Source organism: Aquiflexum gelatinilyticum, from assembly GCF_024813435.1.
Taxonomy (GTDB): domain Bacteria; phylum Bacteroidota; class Bacteroidia; order Cytophagales; family Cyclobacteriaceae; genus Cognataquiflexum; species Cognataquiflexum gelatinilyticum.
In genome coordinates, this window is the sequence record NZ_JANAEZ010000002.1 from 76241 (window position 1) to 95055 (window position 18815).

Below are 18815 nucleotides of genomic sequence, written 5' to 3' on the forward strand. Positions count from 1 at the left end.
AGCTTTCACGCCCTTTCAATTTTATAGCCCATGAGTATTCATAGAGAAGGTAGGACATTGTTATTTTGGCTGTTGCTCATCTTAGTAGCAGTCAATTTTGGATTGAACAGGTGGATTCCGGAACAGGAAACTGTCCTAAATATCGTTTTGCTGGTCAGTATTGTTTTATACCTCTTGATTTTACAGTTTTTCAGGAATCCTTTTGTCCAACTTCCAAACGAAGAAAAATTAGTATTTGCCCCTGCTGATGGTAAGGTGGTGGTCATAGAGGAAACTACCGAATCGGAATACTTGAATGACAGGAGAAAGCAGGTATCCATCTTTATGTCACCGATAAATGTCCATATCAACAGGTCGCCTATCGCAGGTGTAGTGGAGTTTTTTAAATACCATCCCGGAAAATACCTCGTCGCGTGGCATCCCAAATCCAGTACTGAAAATGAAAGGACTACCATGGTCTTGACTCACAAAAGTGGTGTAAAAATTCTTGTTCGACAGATTGCAGGTGCTTTGGCCCGTCGCATCAAATGGTACGTCAAAGAAGGGACGCCTCTTGCCCAAGGAGGAGAATTCGGTTTTATCAAATTCGGTTCAAGGGTAGATGTCTTTCTTCCTCTTGATGCCGAAATCTTGGTAAGCTTAGAGGAAAAAACAAAGGGTGGTAGGACGCCAATCGCAAGGTTGAAGTGATTTTCAACTTTTTAATTTTTTCCAATTCAAAAAAGCCAATACGGCTGTACTCAGGAATAATATAAAAGTCAGCCACTCATAGGTTCTGCTTTCAGATTTTTCTTCGATTACTAAGCCTTCCTTTTCTTCCAAGGCTCTTTTGAGCATGGCTATTTCTCTTTCCTGCTTTTGGGAAATGAATTTGTAGTCATTTTTTTCGTAAGTGATTTCGGTTTTTTCGATCTCGCTGAGCATCTTCAGTTCTTCCATGATCTGATTATCTTTTTGGATGATTCTTTCCATCCATTCGTTGGTTTCGATCATGTCTTTCTTGGTCCTATTGCCAAAAATTCCTGTTTTTTTGGACTCTGAGTCTTTCCAGGCCGCATGCATTTTTGTCCTTTCGGAGACAAGTTTATCAAGTTTGGCTTGTGCAAAAAGTGATATGGGAGCTAGCAGCAAAACGATCAAAAGGTATCTTTTCAGCATTTCAAGTTCTTTTTACTTAATCTCTTTCAAAAGTTATGCCGATAGTCAACCTACCTTGTTTTTAATTTTGTTCCGGTTTTCCGCTTTAATGTTCCTCTTCTCCTTTTTCCGTTGGTATAGAAATTATACATAAAATTGATAGCGAAAACTGCAATTGTCAGAGGTATAAATATACCTGGAGCCATAATTTTGATTCCAAAAAGGATCAATAGGGAAGCCAAAATTCCTGTTTTGAAAGTGGTGTGGCTTTCAGGGTATACTTTCCCGATCAAATAAAGACTCAACCCTTCTATCAATAGGATAACGATAATCAGGTAAGTCAACATGTCTTTCATGGTGGTGTCATTGGACCAGACCACCCAGGCCAGTCCTGCTGCCACCAGGATTAAACTTGCAGATTGTATCGATACATTTAGTCTTTCTCTCATAGGTTTTTTTGGGTTTTTCTTGTTTGATTAAGTTAGGAATTTACCATATAAATTCAAAAATCTTGCATTCACTTTTACATCGAGCTGAAATAGGTTTTCTTTGATAAATATTCAAAACTGAAATGGATCTTCAATACCCTTTAGAACTGATCGGTACTTTTGTATTTGCCATCTCGGGTGCATTGGCAGTCCGGGATCGGGAGCATGATATTTTTGGAGCGGGATTTACTGGATTCATTACCGCCATTGGAGGAGGGACACTCCGGGATGTATTGTTAGGGGCTTATCCATTGGTTTGGATTGGGGATGTTTATTTTCTGTATGCAATATTTGCAGGGATTTTTACAGCATTTATTTTCCCCAGAATTATGTTAAAACTCAGGAGAACCATGTTTTTGTTTGATACCTTGGGGATTGCTTTTTTCACTGTTTTGGGTGTAGAAAAATCCCTCAGTCTCGGAGTAAGACCTGAAATAGCTGCCATCATGGGCATGTTTTCGGCAGTGATGGGCGGTGTCATCAGGGACACACTAGTCAATGAAATCCCCATACTTTTCCGGAAGGAAATTTATGCTTCAGCTTGTTTGGCAGGGGCAGTCTTTTATCTGGTGCTGAACTATTTCGGTTTGCACCGGGATGTCAATCTGCTGATTTCCATTTCGGTGATCATTAGCATCAGACTGATTGCTGTTAGGTACAAGTTGAGCCTACCGAGGTTGGATTGAGAGAATAATGGCAGGTTTGGTATGAAAGCAGATTTTTTTCAATAAATTATTGATCATTACCATTTTGAAATACTTTCAGTTTCCAAACCCAAATGATCAAAAACCTAGTCTGTTGTTTGTTGGTTCTCTTTTCCTTGCCTGCCTGCAAGCAGGCGGGATTAAAAACCGATCCTGAATACACCATGCGTTTTGGGCACCTGGCCAATGAAAACAACATTTGGCACAAGGCAGCCCTGAAGTTTGCAGAAGAAGTTTTTATCAAATCAGAAGGCAGGGTACAGGTCAAAGTCTATCCTAACGAACAGCTTGGAAAAGAGATGGACATGTTGACAGGCATCTTGGGGGGAAGTTTGGATATCATGATTACGGGTGAATCTTTGGAAAATTGGAGTCTGCCCTTGGCAATTCTTTGTGCTACCCCTTTTGCAATCAGAGATTCGGACCACCTTAAGAAAGTAGCTAGTGGACCCATCGGTAAAGAAATCGAAGCTCATATTACCGAAGTGGCAGGTTTTAAACCTATTGCATGGTTTGAGCGGGGAGCGAGAAACCTGACCACAAATGTGCCTATCCGACACCCTGATGACCTCAAAGGATTGATCATAAGGGTTCCAAATGTTTCCCTATACGTCGCCACTTGGAGTGCTTTAAGCGCCAAACCTACTCCTATGGCTTTTTCTGAAGTTTTCACTTCTTTGCAACAATCCACGATTCACGGACAGGAAAATCCTTTTGCTTTGATCCGGAATGCCGGTCTCTATGAAGTTCAGAAATACTGTAACCTGACCGAACATGTCAAAGGCTGGGCTTATGTGGTCATGGGAAATAAGAAATTTGAAAGTATGCCTCCGGACCTGCAGCAAATTATTTTGGAATCTGCCGAAATCATGCAGGCCTATGAACATGAATTGTACCTTGAACAAGAAGAATTGGATTACCGGTTCTTGAAAGAAAAAGGGATGGAATTTATTGAAGTAGACAAAGTGGCTTTTGAAAAACTTGCAAGCGCAGCAGTAATGGCGAGTTTTACCGAAGAACAAAAAATGCTGTATAAAAGGATTCAGGATGTGAAATGAAAACAGCCATCGATAAAATATTGGAATGGGCCGTCACCATCAGTTTTATGTGGATGATTTTGACGGTGGTCATTCAGGTTGTTGGCAGATATGCTTTGCCATGGTCTCCACATTGGACAGAAGAAATGGCAAGATTCTGTTTTATCTACATGGTAAGCTTGGGTGCGGGACTTGCGGTCAAAGAAAGGGCCTATATAAATGTGTCCATTTTTCTTCATGGATTAAATTCCAAATGGAAAATTTGGATGGATTCTATAATCCTTTTTTCCATTATGGTTTTGATGCTGTTCATGTTGGTTTCTAGCATTCCTTTACTGAAAATAGTCAGCCTTCAAGATTCTGCCTCCATGAGAATCAATATGGGATTTATTTATTTTTCTATGACCTGCATGTCTTTTTTTGTTGCTTATTATTCTTTACTCGAGCTTATGAAAAACCTTGGAAAAATTCTTAGAAACCGATGACCATTCTCCTCTTTCTGATTTTTCTGTTGTTATTGGTTTTGGGTATTCCCATCGCATTTGCATTGGGTTTGGCCTCTTTTGTTTATATTCTTTTTTCGGATTTGCCTTTTATCGTCATCCCTCAAAAAATGTATGCTGGGCTCGATGTCTTTGTTTTGCTTTCCATTCCGGGATTTATTTTGGCAGGTAATCTGATGAATGCCAGCGGAATCACGAACAGGATAATCCAATTGTGTAATGCACTTTTTGGACACATCCGAGGAGGTTTGGGCTTGGCCAATGTCGGGGCCTCAATGTTGTTTGGTGGAGTTTCTGGAACAGCCATAGCTGATACGGCAAGCATCGGTTCGGTAATGATTCCGGCCATGGAAAAAGAAGGATATGATACTGATTTTTCCTGTGCTGTGACAGCTACCTCCTCGACCATCGGGCCTATTATCCCTCCAAGTTTGCCCATGATCATTGCAGCAACTTTGACAGGATTATCGGTGGGAAAGCTATTCATCGCAGGGATTGTTCCCGGATTGTTATTGGGACTTGGATTGATGTTGGTCACTTACTTCATTTCGGTCAAAAGGAAATATCCAAAAAGGACAAAAGCTTCATTGAAACAAATGGCAATAAGTTTTTACCAGGCATTTTGGGCAATCTTGATGACGGTCTTAATTCTTTTTGGGATTATTGGTGGCGTCTTTACCCCGACAGAAGCTTCCATTGTTGCAGTGGTTTATGCTATGGCGATTGGGCTTTTTGTCTACGGAGAACTCAAACTCAGGATGATTCCAAAGATCATCCTTGAATCCGCAAAGATGACTGCTTCTTTGATGGTTTTGGTGGGGTTTGCAAATCTTTTTGCTTGGATCATGACTGTGGAGGAAATTCCCCAACTGATCGCCCAAAGCCTATTGAACATCACCGAAAATAAGATTTTGCTCCTGCTGCTGATCAACTTGCTGTTGCTATTTGTTGGTGCATTTATGGAGACCATTGCCTCTTTGCTGATTCTATTTCCTGTTTTCCTTGGTGTGGCAGTGCATATCGGCGTGGACCCGATTCAGTTTGCTATGATTATGGTGATGAATCTGGTCATAGGACTGACCACTCCTCCTGTGGGAGTCTGCCTTTTTGTGGCTTCCAGTATCGGCAAAATCCCGATGGAAAAAATTGCAAAAGCCGGAGTTCCTTTTCTTTTGGTGAGTTTGTTGGTCTTGATGCTCGTGACCTTTGTGCCCGGTATTTCTCTTTATCTGCCTTCTTTGTTTTATGATTGAAAAAGGTCCTTAGACCACGGTCGACTGTCCACAGCAAATAAATAGAACTTCAATTCGGGTTTTATATGGTTACTTGAAAAAAGAATTAAAACAACTTGGATTGAAGTTCATTGGCCGTTGCTGTGGACCATGGACTGTGGACCATGGACTTTTTTGACCTTCCCCCATTTCCTACACTTCATCCACCTAATCCTACACTTCAGTCAGCTTTAATTTTTTGGATTTGCCTTTCTCCACACTTTTGGATCAAATATCAAAGCAATGAAGGCACTTTTCACTATCTGTTTGTTTTTTCTCGTCAACCTTACTCTGGCCCAAACCACGATCAAGGGTATTGTCAAAGACAGCAAGGGAGAGACTATTCCCGGTGTGAATATTTTCTTGAAAGGAACCTACGAAGGGACATCCTCGGAGGTCGATGGAAGCTACGAATTGGCAACTGACGAAACAGGAAAGTTCATTTTGGTTTTTCAAGCCATGGGTTTCAAATCTCAGGAATTTGAAATCGACCTGAACGGGTCAGCCCAGACCTTCAATCCCATCCTCAAGGAAACCATCAACGAGATGACTGCGGTAACCATCACAGCCGGCGCAATGGAAGCTTCGGATGAGAAAAAAGCCGTGGTCTTGAGACCGATTGATATTGTGACTGTGCCCTCAGCTATGGGCGACATCATCGGTGCTTTTCAGACATTGCCCGGCACAGCCAATGTGGGAAATGACGGCCGCCTTTTTGTCCGTGGCGGCGATGCATCAGAAACTTCGATTTTTATCGATGGGATGAAAGTCGGAAATGCTTTTGGTACCACGGCTTCCAATGTTCCCACACGAACACGCTTCAATCCCAATCTATTCAAAGGCTCTTTCTTCAGCACAGGAGGCTATTCGGCAGAATACGGACATGCACTTTCGTCGGCTTTGGCACTCAATACGATAGATATGCCGATGAGAAACCAAGGCGACCTCAGTATCATGTCCGTTGGGTTAGGTTATTCGCAGATTTTGGTTGGGAAGAAAAACAGCCTCACAGCTACCGCCAATTACATGGACCTGTCGCCCTATCAGGCCTTGGTTACCCAGAATTTTGATTGGGAAAGAGCTCCTTACGGCTTTGACGCTGAAGTCTCTCTCAGACAAAAGTGGGGCAAAAGCGGCATGGTCAAGGCCTATGCCCACACCGAATCAGGAGGAATGAAAATCTGGCAGAAAATCCCCGGTTCAGAAGGACGTGGACAATTGGTTGACCTCAAAAACCATTACACTTTCACCTCCGGATCTTTCAAACAAATCGGAAAAAATGACTGGAGTTATTATGGAGGCATTTCCTATTCCAACAATGTGGATGGATTTACATTGGACCAGATAGCCATCAGAAACCAAAACCAGGTAGTCCATGGAAAAGCAGTGGCAGTGAAAGGTTTCTCAGATAAATTTTCGCTAAAGACAGGTTTAGAATCCTACCTTTTCACCTATGAGGAAGGATTGAAATCAGAAAATCTGGTCAGGGATTTCAATGATCTGCAGACCAATATTTTTACAGAGGCAGATTATTATGTCAGCAACAAGCTGATCTTCAGAGGAGGACTGAGGGCAGGACATAGCACTTTGGCAAATCAGACCTGGTTGGACCCAAGGTTTTCTTTGGCCTACAAATTCGAAAATGAAGGACAGCTTTCCTTGGCGGCAGGTCAGTTCAGCCAAATGCCTGTAGAGGAACTTAGGATCGCAAAGCCTGAAGTTCAAAACACCATTGCGAACCATTTGATCTTGAATTATTTCCTGACCAAAAATGGCAGGACCGTCCGCGCCGAGGCATTTTACAAGGATTACAAAAAGATCCTCACCTACGAAGGAACCCAATATTTCTACCGAAACATCCAGCAAAACGGTTCGGGCTATGCACAGGGTTTCGACGTTTTCTACAGAGATCAAAAAACTGTCAAAAACACGGATTTCTGGGTGACATACAGCTTTGTTGACAGCAGGAGAAAGTTTGCACAATTTACCGAAATGGTGCAGCCGGGTTTTGCTCCAAGACATAATGCCTCGATCGTAGTGAAGCATTTTGTATCGGGATTGAAATCCCAACTCGGAGGTTCCTTTGCGATCAATGACGGCTATACTTATACCGATCCGAATTTTGCAGGACAGATGAATGCGAAGACCAAAGGATTCCAGGATTTGAGTCTGAGTTGGAGTTACCTGCCAAAACCAAATCTGATTATCCATTTTGCCTGCTCCAATGTATTGGGAAGGGACAATATTTTCGGGTATCAATTTAGTCCCACACCAAATGAATCAGGCAAATACGAGAGTCTGCCCATCAGACAGACTGCGCCGAGATTCATATTTCTTGGCATATTCCTGACACTATCCAAAGACAAAACAGCAAACAATTTAAACAACTTATAAAACTAGAAACCATGAAAAAGTACACACTAATTATCGCATTGATGATGTTCGTTGCCACTTTTGCCAACGCCACAAATGAAGCCTACGAAAAGGCTATGATGAAAGAAATCCAGGCTTTGGGCAAGGCAGGACCTGTTGCAGAACTGCAGAAATCCGCCAATGCATTTGCAAGGATCGCTGATATGAATGCAGGAGAGTGGCTTCCGAATTACTATGCTGCCTTGGCTTATGCCAATATGGGATTCAGGACTGAAGGTGGATTGGAAGAAAAAGACGGATACTATGCCCAAGCCAAAAAACACATTGAAAAGGCCACTGCCCTTTCTCCAAACAATTCAGAAATAGTGGCAGTGCAAGGCTACATCATCATGGGTGAACTTGCAGCAGATGCGAATTCCAGAGGACAAAGCCTTTCTGGATTGGCGATGCAGACTTTTGGCAAAGCCATCGAACTCAACAGACAAAACCCGCGGGCAATCATCCTGATGGCACAGATGGAATACGGAATGGCTCAATTTTTTGGTCAGGGACCTGAAAAAGCCTGTGGCTTGGTAAATGCTAGTTTGGAGCTTTTTGCCAAAGAAGCTGCTGAAGCCAAAGAAGGAAACCTCAATCCGTCTTGGGGAAAAGGTATGGCGGAAGAAATGAAAAATAATACCTGTAAATGATAATCTGACCTTCCTGAAATGATTTCAGGAAGGTTTTTCTGATTTTCCTCAGATTTGTAAATTTCTGATTCCCATGAAAACCACACTACTTTCCCTAATGATCTTGCTGTTTTTTAGCTCTTTGGTTTTTGCCCAAAAGCAAAAAAAGCCCAATTCCGGTCTTGGAGTTGGTTTCCAGCTCAGTCAGTTTCAAGATGATTTTGCCTTTGGACTGAATATGACCAGTCCTGAAGTTTTAAATGGAAATGCGGCCTTTCGGCTCAAAGCCAATCAGGTCTATTTTGAGCACCTGTTGGATGGCGAGTATGTTTGGAGCGGTTACCAAAATGTCTCCTTGGGTTTTGTGGGATATGGAGGGAAAGTTGGCCAAGACATCCGCCTGTATGGTGAAGGAGGCTTGGTTGGCATATTTCCTTCCGACAGATTTTCCTCAGAATCCTTTAGGATGAGTACCTATGGAACTTTTGGCTTTGAGTTTTTCCCAACTCCGAGGTTCAACTACTTCCTAGAATTAGGAGTGATGACCTCCCGTGCCAGAGCCGACAAAATCGCAGGAAGCCCATTTTATTCCAATGGATTTGTGGCAAGTGTTGGGTTCAGAATTAATCTCAAAGATTGAAAAATACCTTTTTGTAAAAATGAAAATCTGAATTATCTATGTCCAGTCTATTCAGTAGTGAAATCGGTTTAATCCATTTTATCGCCTCCGTTTTGGCTTTGGTATTTGGCTCGGCAGTGTTGCTGATGACAAAAGGAAGCAAAAGCCATATCCGGATGGGGTATTTCTATGTGGGAAGTATGGTTGTCCTGTTGGTGACGGCCTTTATGCTCTACAACTTATTTGGCAAATGGGGGATTTTTCATTATTTCGCAGTAATCGCTTCTGTCACTTTGGCTTTGGGAATGATTCCGATTTTCCTGCGAAATCATATCAAAAATTGGGCTTATCTTCATTTCTCTTTTATGTATTGGTCGGTGATCGGATTGTATGGGGCATTTGTGAGTGAGATGATGACAAGGATTCCTGAAGTGCCCTTTTACAATATGGTCGGAGTAGCCACTGGTGGAGTGATGTTGTTCGGTGGGATTTTGTTTGCCATCAACAAACCCAAGTGGATAAAAATGATGGCCGCAATATCTAGAAATTAGACAAACGTAATTGTTCCGAACCTTAAGGAATTGAATGTGTCCTAAAATAAATTGACTATGAAAAAGAGCCTTTGGAATGTTAAGTCAGGCAATTTTCTGATTGCCGTTTTGCTGCTGATCCTTACATCTTCTTGCGCCGAGAATGTACCTATTGACGAATGTCTGACCGGAGAGACTCATGGGTTTTTTTGGGGATTGTGGCATGGTTTCATTGCGCCGATCAGTCTGGTGATCAGTCTGATTGACAAGGATGTTGCCATGTTTGCCGTGAACAATGACGGCTTTCTCTATGGATTGGGCTTCCTACTCGGCTCAGGAGGTTGGGGGATCTTGGCTTCCAAAGCAAAAAAGGATTGATACATTCAGATTCAAATAAGAAACCCTCATAATAACCCTCATTTCAAGGAAAAACCCATGAAAAAAAGTTTTTATTATTCGGCCACAATCTTCAATTCTGCCAAGCGGTTTTTCCTTTTGAATTTTGGGATTTCAACTGTTTTGATGGTGATTTCGTGTCCAAGTTGTTTTTTGTCATTGGAAGGAATATCATCCATTATTCCCGATTGGGTTTTTTCATTTTTGATGTCTTCAGCATTGAGTTTGGGGGGGTTCAAGGTGGAAGAGTATTTTGACAAAAGGATTTCTTGGATCGAAAAACCTGTTAAGAGACTTGTCTTGACAGCGGCTTCCTACATGATTTATTCTTTTATAGTCAGCTTTATTTTAGTGTTGGGGTATGTTTTGGTGACTGTGGAGGAGGTCACGCTCTCGAATATCAGTTGGATCCGGATGTTGAACAATACCCTGATGCCAACATCCATCGCTTTGGTCATCATTACTATTTTCATCTCCAGGTCATGGCTGTATGAGTGGAGATCTGCGGCCATCGAAGCCGAACAACTCAAATCCGAGAAATTTGCCAGCCAATACCAATCCCTCAAAGACCAACTCAATCCCCATTTCCTTTTCAATTCCCTGAATGTCCTTTCCAACCTTGTCTATGAAAGTGCCGACAAGTCTGCGGAATTTATCCAACAGCTTTCAAAGATTTACAGGTATGTGCTCGATGTCCAAAACAGGGAATTGGTAGGCTTGGAAAAGGAAGTGGTGTTTGCTGAAAACTACCTGAGTCTACAAAAAATCCGCTTTGAACAAAGCTTGGAATATTACATTGATGTCAATCAGATGAAAGGTTGGAACATACCGCCGCTTTCTCTGCAGCTGCTTTTGGAGAATGCCATCAAGCACAACATCGCGAGTATGGAGAAGCCTTTGAAAATCTTTATCCAACAAACTCCGGATTCGCTGATCGTCAGGAATAACCTCCAACCCAAACTCACCAAAGAAGTCGCTGATAGCGGGATTGGTCTGGAGAATATAGAAAAGCGCTATGCACTGCTTAGTGACAAAAGCCCCAAAATCACCAAGACCGGAACAGAATTTATCGTCGAGCTGCCTCTGCTCAAACTGGAAAAATCATGAAAATCCTGATCATAGAAGATGAGCGGCCTGCAGCAAATAGGTTGAGGCAATTGGTGTTGGATTTGCTGCCGAATGCGGAGATTTTTGGACACCTAGACAGCATCACTTCAGCTGTGAAATGGCTGGAAACAAATGTGTTCCCGGACCTCATTTTCTGTGATATCCAATTGGCCGACGGGCAGAGTTTTGAGATTTTTGAAAGGGTAAAAGTCAGTTCACCGATTATTTTTACCACAGCCTTTGACCAGTTTGCCATCAAGGCATTCAAGTTGAACTCGGTCGATTACCTCCTCAAACCCATCGATCCCAAAGAATTGGCGCAGGCCATCCAAAAATTCCAATCCCAACAAGTCAGACCGGGCATCGAACTCCAGCAGATTAGGGAATTGCTTTCCCCCAATTCTAACCATTATAAAAGTAGGTTTTTGGTGAAGTTTGGCGAAAAGATCCAAAGCGTGCTGACGGAGGATATTTCCATTTTTTACAGTGAAGAAAAAGTTACTTTCCTGCAGACTGTGGAGGGTAGAAAATATATTTTGGACTATACGCTTGACCAGTTGGAATCCATGTTGGACCCAAGGAAGTTTTTCAGATTGAACAGAAAATATATCGCTTCCTTTTCGGCCATCGCCGAAATCCACACCTACTCCAACAGCCGCCTCAAAATCAAATTGGCAAATTGTTGCGACAACGACATCCTGATCAGCAGGGAAAAAGTCGGGGATTTTAAGGATTGGTTGAATGGATGAAAGGGAAGTACGAAGAACCAAGTAGTAAAAGGTATGAAAGTACGAAGTACCATGTACCAAGTACCAAGTATCGGAACTGAAAGTGGTTAGAGATGAAATTAACCTCGCCTTGTCATACCGACCAAAGGGAGATTTCTTTTTGAGTACCTTGAACCAAGAACGAGTTAAACTTTTGTAACTGAATATAGGACTAGGTAAATTATCCGATAATTTATCTATTGGACTAGTAAAAATATCGGATAATTTACCTAGTGCACTAGTAAAAATATCAGGTTTTGCTATCTATGGTAGTTTGATTTTTGTGTTCTATATTTAATTCTGATCGATAGGATTTTAATTTTTTGAGGAATCAACAACTTTTAACGTTTTGATTTTTGGATTTCATTACGAATCCACTATTTTTAGTTTTATCCTAAATTTTATGAAAAACTACCTGATACTAATTTCGATTCTTTTTCTCTTTTCTTGCGGAAGCAATACCGAAAAGCAAGCTGATTTCTCTCAAATGTCTTTTTCCTTGGATACGGTGATGGTGGATTCGAAGGATGAAATACTCGATCTGAAATCAGGGCTTTGGACTTCTGATTTTTCTGAAGACAAAAAATACCTCTACAATTTCAACAGTAATGACCACAGCATAGAAAAAATTGATCTTGATTTGCTTGAATTTGTGGGGAGATTTCCATTTGAAAAAGAAGGGCCAAATGGAATTGGTGATTATATCGGACTGATCCAGTATTTACCAGAAGAGCGATTCTATATCAACTCCAACCTCAAAAATGGCATTTTCAATCTGCTGGGTGAGAAGGTTGGAGACTTGAATTTTAAGTACGAGGAGCTTCAAGGTGATTCCTTGCCGATTCAACAGCGGTTGATGTATGGTTTTGTTTTTGATGACGAGCCCAAAAAGATCTTTGGGGTATTCAGGGATTGGTTCAACAACAAAACTTCTTTTGGAATTTTGGATGTTGATAAAAAGACCTATCTGGACAAACCCATCCCAGAGTTTGATTTCTTAAAGGATTTTACAACTGTGCTAAACGGGGATCAAGGTTTCCCTATCGCTTTTTTAGGTCCCTGGGTTTGGGCAAACAACGATAACGGCAAGATAATTATCGGGAATAATGCTTCTTCTGATCTATATATTTATGATGTAGCTTCTGATTCCCTTTTGTTTGAAACCTTTGAAAGTAAATTGACAGCCAATAGAAAGACGGGGACTTATCCGGCTGAAGCGGCATCCAAAGAAGAGTTTGATGCTTTAAACAGGACTTTTGGTGAAGGAATTACTTTCATGAATCCTGTTTGGGATCCGGAAAAGCAGGTATATTTTAGGTTTTCCTATTTGCAAGAATTCGCAGAAGTGGATGGCAATGGTGTCAATGAGAAGGCCGAAGTCTATTTATCCATTTTAGATTTAGATTTTAATTTGGTCTCCGAAACAGTGGTTGATGGGTTGGACAAAAGACCTAACTTCCATTTCGCCAAAGACGGCAAAATCTGGATTTTTGAAAATATCGACGATGAGTTGGCTTTTGTCCGCTTAAGTATCGATTCCAACTAACCCTCCGATGGTTACAAACATTTGGAGGGTTTGCAAAAATCCAATCATCAAATCAAACCATCAAACCACACACTTATGAAAAACCTACTCCTCCTAATTTCTGTCTTTTGCCTTCTATCCTGCGGGACCAATACCGAAAAGAATGAGGATTTCTCCCAAATGACTTTTTCCTTGGATACGGTGATGGTGGACTCCAAAGGGGAGATTTTATTCCTCAAATGGGATTTGACCAACGCTTCCATTTCTGCTGATGCGAAAAAACTATATAATTTCAATTCAGAAACTTTTGCCCTCGAAATCATCAATTTGGAATCGCTTCAATTGGAAGCAATCAATAAGTTTGAGAAGGAAGGACCTAATGGTATTGGCAATAGCATTCATGGGATGATTGACCTGGGAAATGAAAGGATTTACATGGGTGCTTGGCCTAGTCCTTCAATATTTGACTTAGATGGAAGAAAAATTGGAGGTTATGAAAATCTTGCCTCCATTAAAGAAAAGTATTTGTCAGCAGAAGAGTATTTCATGTACGAGGTTATCGATCCCAAAAAAGAAAAAACTGTTTATGGTTTGGTCAATGAGTTCCCCGGCAAAAACTTTCAATTGGGGATAATTGATCTTGAGTCTGATTCCCTTAACACAATTCCATTAAATGCTTTTGAAAAAATGACAGGATTTACCATCACCTATGATGATGGACAGATGTATGACCTCATGGGCCCTAGGTCGTTCCTGAAAGTGATTGGAGACAAAGTTTTTATTTCCTCCGATATTTCAAATGAATTATATTGGTTTGACCCCAATCTTGACAGCCTTTTTTACAAATCCTATCAAAGCCGGCTTACCAAAAATGAAAAATCCGGCAAGCATCCCAACCTGGTGTCGGACCCCAAGCAATTCAATGCCTTGTATAGAAGTATTTATGGCGAGCCTTCCTTCCTAGCGCCTGTTTTTGATCCTATGACGGAGCTGTATTATAGATTTTCTTATGAAAGTACCTTTGAACCCGAGACCGCAGAAGAAGACATGTATCCTAAGTTGAAAGGTGCAAAAGTATATCTTTCTGTATATGACAGTTCATTAAACTTGCTGGCAGAAAAGGAAGTGCCGAAAATGAATAAAATCCCCGGTTTCCACTTCGTCAAAGACGGCAAAATCTGGATTTTTGAGAATATAGACGATGATTTGGCTTTTGTCCGCTTAAACATCGATACCCAATAATAACCCTTCAAATGTTCGAATTCCTTGGAGGATTTCCCATAAACATTCTTTAAAATAAAACCATCAAGGCTGCATCCCATGAAAAATATACTCTTTGTAATATTCATTCTTTTTATCTTTTCCTGTGAGAACACAGTCAAAGAAGAGGTCAAAGATTATTCCAAAATCACCTTGACAATGGATACAGTGATGGTAGATTCAGGAGATGAAATCATCAATCTGAAATATAAACTATATACCAGTACCATGAGTGAAGATAACAAATTCCTTTACCTGTGGAACAATGGTGAAACCACTTTGGATAAAATCAACCTAGAGGAATTGCGGTTGGAGAAAAAAATTCAATTTGAAAGTGAAGGACCTAATGGAGTAGGTAGGTATGTGGGTTGGTTAAGTTTTTTAAATGAAAATGAGATTTTATTATCCGGTTTCCCATCGCTCATGCTATTTGATATGGAGGGTAACAAAACCAGAGAATATCCAATAATCGAAAAAACTGATTTTAAAGAGGTAAATTATTTTGAAAGAAACCCAATCTTATTGGAAAATGGAGAAGTAATATATGGATATTTAGGCAATCGGTTTAACAATACTATGACTTTTGTGAAGTCTGATTTTAAAGAAAAGAAGCTTACAAAAATTGAATTGCCGGGGATTTCCGAGCTGCCTGACTATCGCATTTTATTGGAAACGGAAAACATGGGATCCCTTGCAATACCTGAGAAATTTGTGAAAAAAGTAGGTGATAGGCTCATCATTTCCAGCACTGCCTACAGCACCTTTTATGTGTTGGACCTGAAAAATGATTCTGTTTTTCAAGTCAGCTATACCCCTAAGCTTACTCCCAAAGAAAAGAAAGGAGGATATCCTGAAAAAGTTGAATCTTTGGAAAGATTCAGAGAATTAATGGCAGAGATTGATACCGAGATCAATTTTCAGTCGCCCGTGTGGGATGAACAAAACCGCAAATTCTACCGCTTCTCATTTGAAGCCCTTCCTAGCGAAATCAACGAAGGGCCGGTGTTTTTAAGTGCTGACCAAAGACCAATTTCCAAGGTTTATCTCAGTGTTTTTAATGAAAGCTTTAACCTTTTGGGAGAGACACTACTAGATGGACTCAAGAATGTCCCAAATACTGTATTCGTCCGTGACGGCCAAATATGGTCCTACGTCAATGTGGATGACGAATTGGGTTTTGTGAGGATGACCATCAATTATGAATAACTAAAACCAATAAATTTGAATCAAAATCCCTAACATATGAAACATATACTCTTTGTCCTTTCAGTTCTTTTTCTCTTTTCCTGCGGTGGAGAAAATGAGGAAAAATCAGCAGAAGATTTCAGCAACATCACCTTTTCCATGGACACTGTCATGGTGGATTCAGGAGAGGACTTTATCAATCTTAGTGGAGGTCTTTGGGTTTCGGCCATCAGCAAGGACCACAAATACCTGTACAATTGGAATCAGGAAGCTTCCGAACTTGATAGAGTCAATCTTGATCAGTTGGTCCTTGAAGAGAAAATCAAATTCGAAAAAGAAGGTCCAAATGGCGTTGGAAATTACATTTCCTGGATTTCCCTTATAGGAAATAATGAGATCGTCTTTGCTAACTTTCAGGATATGGCCTTGCTCAATTTTCAGGGAGAAAAGTTGAGAACTTACAAACTCAATGGAGAGAAGTTTGAGGGAGATTCACTTGAGGCATACGAGAGCTTCACCAGAAGGGCCATTATTTCGGATGATGGAAATATTATGTATGGCATTTTGGGCAATTGGACAGGGAAAAACTTCTACCTAGCCAAAGTCGATTACCAAAACAAAGTCTTGAAGAAACATGAACTTCCTGGATTTGAAAAATTGGCGGATTATTCAGTTACGCTCAAATCAGATCAAATGATGATGATTTCTGCTCCTGACCAATTTATCACTGAAGTCGAAGGCAAATTAATTATTTCGAATTCGGCCTTCAATACCATCCTTGTCTATGAAGTGGCAAATGATTCCTTGTATCAGGTGGACTATGATACCAAGCTAACCAGAACTGGCAAAACCGGCAAATATGTAACTGAGGTCGAATCTGAAAAGGATTTTAACAATGCGATGAATGAAATCAATCAGGAGATCAATTTCAGAAACCCGATTTGGGATAGTAAAAACCAACGTTTTTACCGGTTTTCATATGAAACCCTACCAAAAGAAAACATCCTGGATGAAGAGGAAAAACAAAAGAGCAAAGTGTACCTCACTATTCTGGACAAGGACTTCAAGGTTTTGGGAGAGACCTTGGTTAAAGAGCTTTCAAAATATCCTTCGACGCATTTTGTCAAAGACGGCAAAATCTGGATGTATGAAAATGTGGATGATGAATTGGGGTTTATAAGAATAGGAATAAATTGATAACCAAGCCTCCAAGGGATTTGAACTCTTGGAGGGTTATTATTTTTTGGAATTCCAAGGAATTGGAACAAAAAACACCATCAATCATTTCTGTATGAAATTTTTATTCTTTACAGTTTCAGTCTTTATTCTTTTTTCCTGCGGAGCGAAAAAACAGGAAAAGTCGACAGAAGACTTTAGCAACATCACCTTTTCCATTGATACTGTAATGATTGATTCCAAAGAGCAAATTTTGTACTTGGAGGAAGACCTGATTAGGTCTGATTACTGTCTCCAAGACGGGTTTCTTTATAACTTCAACGGATTTGACCACAGCATTGAAAAGATAGACCTAGACAGGTTAGAGTTGGTAGAAAAGTTTCCTCTGGAGAAAGAAGGGCCTAATGGAACTGGGTTTTATATTTTTGGTCTCACAGGTATTGGTGGAGGAAAGCTGTTCCTGACTTCGGAGACCGGAGGATCAATTTTTTCTTTGGAAGGAAAGCTGTTAAGGAAATATGATTGGAGTAAAGTTACGCCTGCAAATGGAGGTATTGCTGAGGATGAATATTTACAACAGCATATAATGAACCCCAATTTTGATGAGTTTGTTTTTGCATTGGCGATGGATCAAGTTTTAAACAAGGTTTCATTAAAGAAACTAAGCGCCGATGAAAAACTGATTTCTAACTATCGAATAGATCCCAATGAAAATTTCAAAAAATTCACTTTGGGAGATCTTACGACTTTTAACAAATGGATTCCAAGAGTTTTTATAGGCAGTCAACATGATCGGATTATTGTTTCCCATGAGTTTTCAAATGATTTTTATGTTTATTCTCCAGAAACAGACCTTCTCCAAACCGTTTCCTATTTCCCCAGTTTGACTCCAAACATGGTGACTGTTGCAGCGGAAGGCGATCTCATTAATTCCATTGATGATAGGATTCTAGCTCTCGAATCTTACCTCGGTCAAGTAAGTTTTGGACAGTTGGTCTGGGATACCCAAACAAGGAAATACTATAGACTTTCTTTCTCAAGTAAATTCAATGATAAAAAAAGAGAAAAAAGGTTGCTTCATGAAACGGTCAATGTCAAGGTATTTCTAACCGTATTTGATGAGCAGTTTAATTTTATTTATGAATTTGAAATTCCTGATCTCAAAATCCTTTCACCTTCAAAATACTTCGCCAAAGACGGTAAGCTTTGGGTTTATCAAAACTTCTCTGATGAGTTGGGGTTTGTAAGAATAGGAATAAATTGATAACCAAGCCTCCAAGGGTTTTGAACTCTTGGAGGGTTGCTAGTTATTATCCAAGTTTAAATCTGATCGGAACCCTCATACTCATCCTCACAGGTTCTCCATCCTTGGTCCCGGGATTCCATTTGTAAGGATATTTTGTGACCACCCGTAAAGCTTCCCTCGCCAATAGTTCGTGAACTTCCTCCGGATTTATAACTTCTGCCTCTTCTATATTACCTTCTTCATCCACAATAAAATGGATGTAAACTGTTCCCTCAAAACCGGCCCTTCTGGCATCAATCGGATAGATCAGGTTTTTGCCAAGGAATTCATTCCATCCTTCCAATCCTTTCAACGCCATTGGGCTTACAAAAATTGTAGGAGGTACTTGATTGCCCGATTCATCATAGTATGTTTCTTCAAATACTTCTTTATTCCTGGTCTTGGTGAGGGATCTAATGTTTCCACTTTCAAAGTATTCAGTTCTTACTTTTACTACTGATTTGATATTTTCCTGCTCGATATATTCTAACACTCCCTTGTCTGAATATCCTTTTTTTAGTGCTCTGATAATGTTTCCAAGACTATCCTTTGAGAAAACATTTTCTTCCACCATGATCTTTTCCATTGTAAACACTTTTTCAACCAAAGTTCTCTCTCCTCCATTTTCTTGTATCAAGTAAAATTGGGGTTCATATTTTTTGGTATCATAAATCGGCTTTCTGAATTTGTTCAGATATATCAATTCCTGGGCTGTTGAGCTGAAGATCAAGGAAAATGAAAATATAAAAATTGCTGCTATGTGAAAGATTTTCATTCGGATGGT

Annotated in this window: 20 protein-coding genes; 17 read left to right on the forward strand and 3 right to left on the reverse strand. The window is 40.4% G+C overall.

The genetic code is table 11. The features are described from left to right. The first annotated feature begins 30 nt into the window (after positions 1-30). Complete coding sequence (locus NK987_RS04920) at positions 31-690, forward strand: phosphatidylserine decarboxylase family protein (protein ID WP_258424706.1); 660 nt, start codon at positions 31-33, stop codon at positions 688-690. Positions 691-693: 3 nt separating this feature from the next. On the opposite strand, the gene NK987_RS04925 is transcribed toward NK987_RS04920, so the two are convergent. Then, positions 694-1158 carry a Clp protease ClpB gene (locus NK987_RS04925; protein ID WP_338021193.1) on the reverse strand — a complete coding sequence of 155 codons (465 nt, stop codon included), beginning with the start codon at positions 1156-1158 and terminating at the stop codon, positions 694-696. Positions 1159-1208: 50 nt separating this feature from the next. Continuing rightward, positions 1209-1586 carry a hypothetical protein gene (locus NK987_RS04930; RefSeq protein ID WP_259262969.1) on the reverse strand — a complete coding sequence of 126 codons (378 nt, stop codon included), beginning with the start codon at positions 1584-1586 and terminating at the stop codon, positions 1209-1211. A 122-nt stretch (positions 1587-1708) separates the two neighbouring features. Between NK987_RS04930 and NK987_RS04935 the strand changes: the two genes are divergently transcribed. The 16 genes from NK987_RS04935 (at position 1709) to NK987_RS05010 (ending at position 18010) form a co-directional block, all read left to right on the forward strand. Continuing rightward, positions 1709-2311 (forward strand): trimeric intracellular cation channel family protein, encoded by a 603-nt coding sequence (locus NK987_RS04935; protein WP_259262970.1) that lies wholly within the window; start codon positions 1709-1711, stop codon positions 2309-2311. 92 nt (positions 2312-2403) lie between these two features. Further along, positions 2404-3387 (forward strand): TRAP transporter substrate-binding protein, encoded by a 984-nt coding sequence (locus tag NK987_RS04940; RefSeq protein ID WP_259262971.1) that lies wholly within the window; start codon positions 2404-2406, stop codon positions 3385-3387. Then, complete coding sequence (locus tag NK987_RS04945; protein ID WP_259262972.1) at positions 3384-3851, forward strand: TRAP transporter small permease; 468 nt, start codon at positions 3384-3386, stop codon at positions 3849-3851. Before NK987_RS04940 ends, NK987_RS04945 begins: the two co-directional genes overlap by 4 nt. Then, entirely contained in the window at positions 3848-5122 is a 1275-nt protein-coding gene (locus tag NK987_RS04950) for a TRAP transporter large permease (RefSeq protein WP_259262973.1), read from the forward strand. The genes NK987_RS04945 and NK987_RS04950 overlap by 4 nt, the downstream gene beginning before the upstream one ends. A gap of 261 nt (positions 5123-5383) precedes the next feature. Then, positions 5384-7534 carry a TonB-dependent receptor gene (locus tag NK987_RS04955; protein ID WP_259262974.1) on the forward strand — a complete coding sequence of 717 codons (2151 nt, stop codon included), beginning with the start codon at positions 5384-5386 and terminating at the stop codon, positions 7532-7534. An 11-nt stretch (positions 7535-7545) separates the two neighbouring features. Then, positions 7546-8202 (forward strand): hypothetical protein, encoded by a 657-nt coding sequence (locus NK987_RS04960; RefSeq protein WP_259262975.1) that lies wholly within the window; start codon positions 7546-7548, stop codon positions 8200-8202. A 73-nt stretch (positions 8203-8275) separates the two neighbouring features. Beyond that, entirely contained in the window at positions 8276-8821 is a 546-nt protein-coding gene (locus NK987_RS04965) for a hypothetical protein (protein ID WP_259262976.1), read from the forward strand. Positions 8822-8859: 38 nt separating this feature from the next. Continuing rightward, positions 8860-9351 (forward strand): DUF2306 domain-containing protein, encoded by a 492-nt coding sequence (locus NK987_RS04970; protein ID WP_259262977.1) that lies wholly within the window; start codon positions 8860-8862, stop codon positions 9349-9351. 57 nt (positions 9352-9408) lie between these two features. After that, positions 9409-9708, forward strand: coding sequence for a hypothetical protein (locus tag NK987_RS04975; protein ID WP_259262978.1), 300 nt, complete (start codon positions 9409-9411; stop codon positions 9706-9708). Between the two features lie 57 nt (positions 9709-9765). Continuing rightward, complete coding sequence (locus NK987_RS04980; protein ID WP_259262979.1) at positions 9766-10833, forward strand: sensor histidine kinase; 1068 nt, start codon at positions 9766-9768, stop codon at positions 10831-10833. After that, positions 10830-11582: a LytR/AlgR family response regulator transcription factor gene (locus NK987_RS04985; RefSeq protein ID WP_259262980.1), complete on the forward strand. Its 753-nt coding sequence runs from the start codon at positions 10830-10832 to the stop codon at positions 11580-11582. The genes NK987_RS04980 and NK987_RS04985 overlap by 4 nt, the downstream gene beginning before the upstream one ends. Before the next feature lie 421 nt (positions 11583-12003). Further along, positions 12004-13146, forward strand: a complete 1143-nt coding sequence (locus NK987_RS04990; protein WP_259262981.1) for a DUF4221 family protein — start codon at positions 12004-12006, stop codon at positions 13144-13146. Between the two features lie 75 nt (positions 13147-13221). Beyond that, on the forward strand, positions 13222-14367 hold the full coding sequence (locus NK987_RS04995; RefSeq protein WP_258424721.1) for a DUF4221 domain-containing protein: 1146 nt from the start codon (positions 13222-13224) through the stop codon (positions 14365-14367). A 78-nt stretch (positions 14368-14445) separates the two neighbouring features. After that, positions 14446-15591, forward strand: a complete 1146-nt coding sequence (locus NK987_RS05000) for a DUF4221 family protein (RefSeq protein WP_258424722.1) — start codon at positions 14446-14448, stop codon at positions 15589-15591. A 36-nt stretch (positions 15592-15627) separates the two neighbouring features. Continuing rightward, positions 15628-16767, forward strand: a complete 1140-nt coding sequence (locus tag NK987_RS05005; protein ID WP_259262982.1) for a DUF4221 domain-containing protein — start codon at positions 15628-15630, stop codon at positions 16765-16767. Between the two features lie 94 nt (positions 16768-16861). Beyond that, positions 16862-18010 carry a DUF4221 domain-containing protein gene (locus NK987_RS05010; protein WP_259262983.1) on the forward strand — a complete coding sequence of 383 codons (1149 nt, stop codon included), beginning with the start codon at positions 16862-16864 and terminating at the stop codon, positions 18008-18010. A 46-nt stretch (positions 18011-18056) separates the two neighbouring features. Here the strand turns inward: NK987_RS05010 and NK987_RS05015 are convergent, their stop codons facing one another. Then, positions 18057-18806, reverse strand: a complete 750-nt coding sequence (locus NK987_RS05015; protein ID WP_258424727.1) for an energy transducer TonB — start codon at positions 18804-18806, stop codon at positions 18057-18059. Positions 18807-18815: the final 9 nt, after the last annotated feature.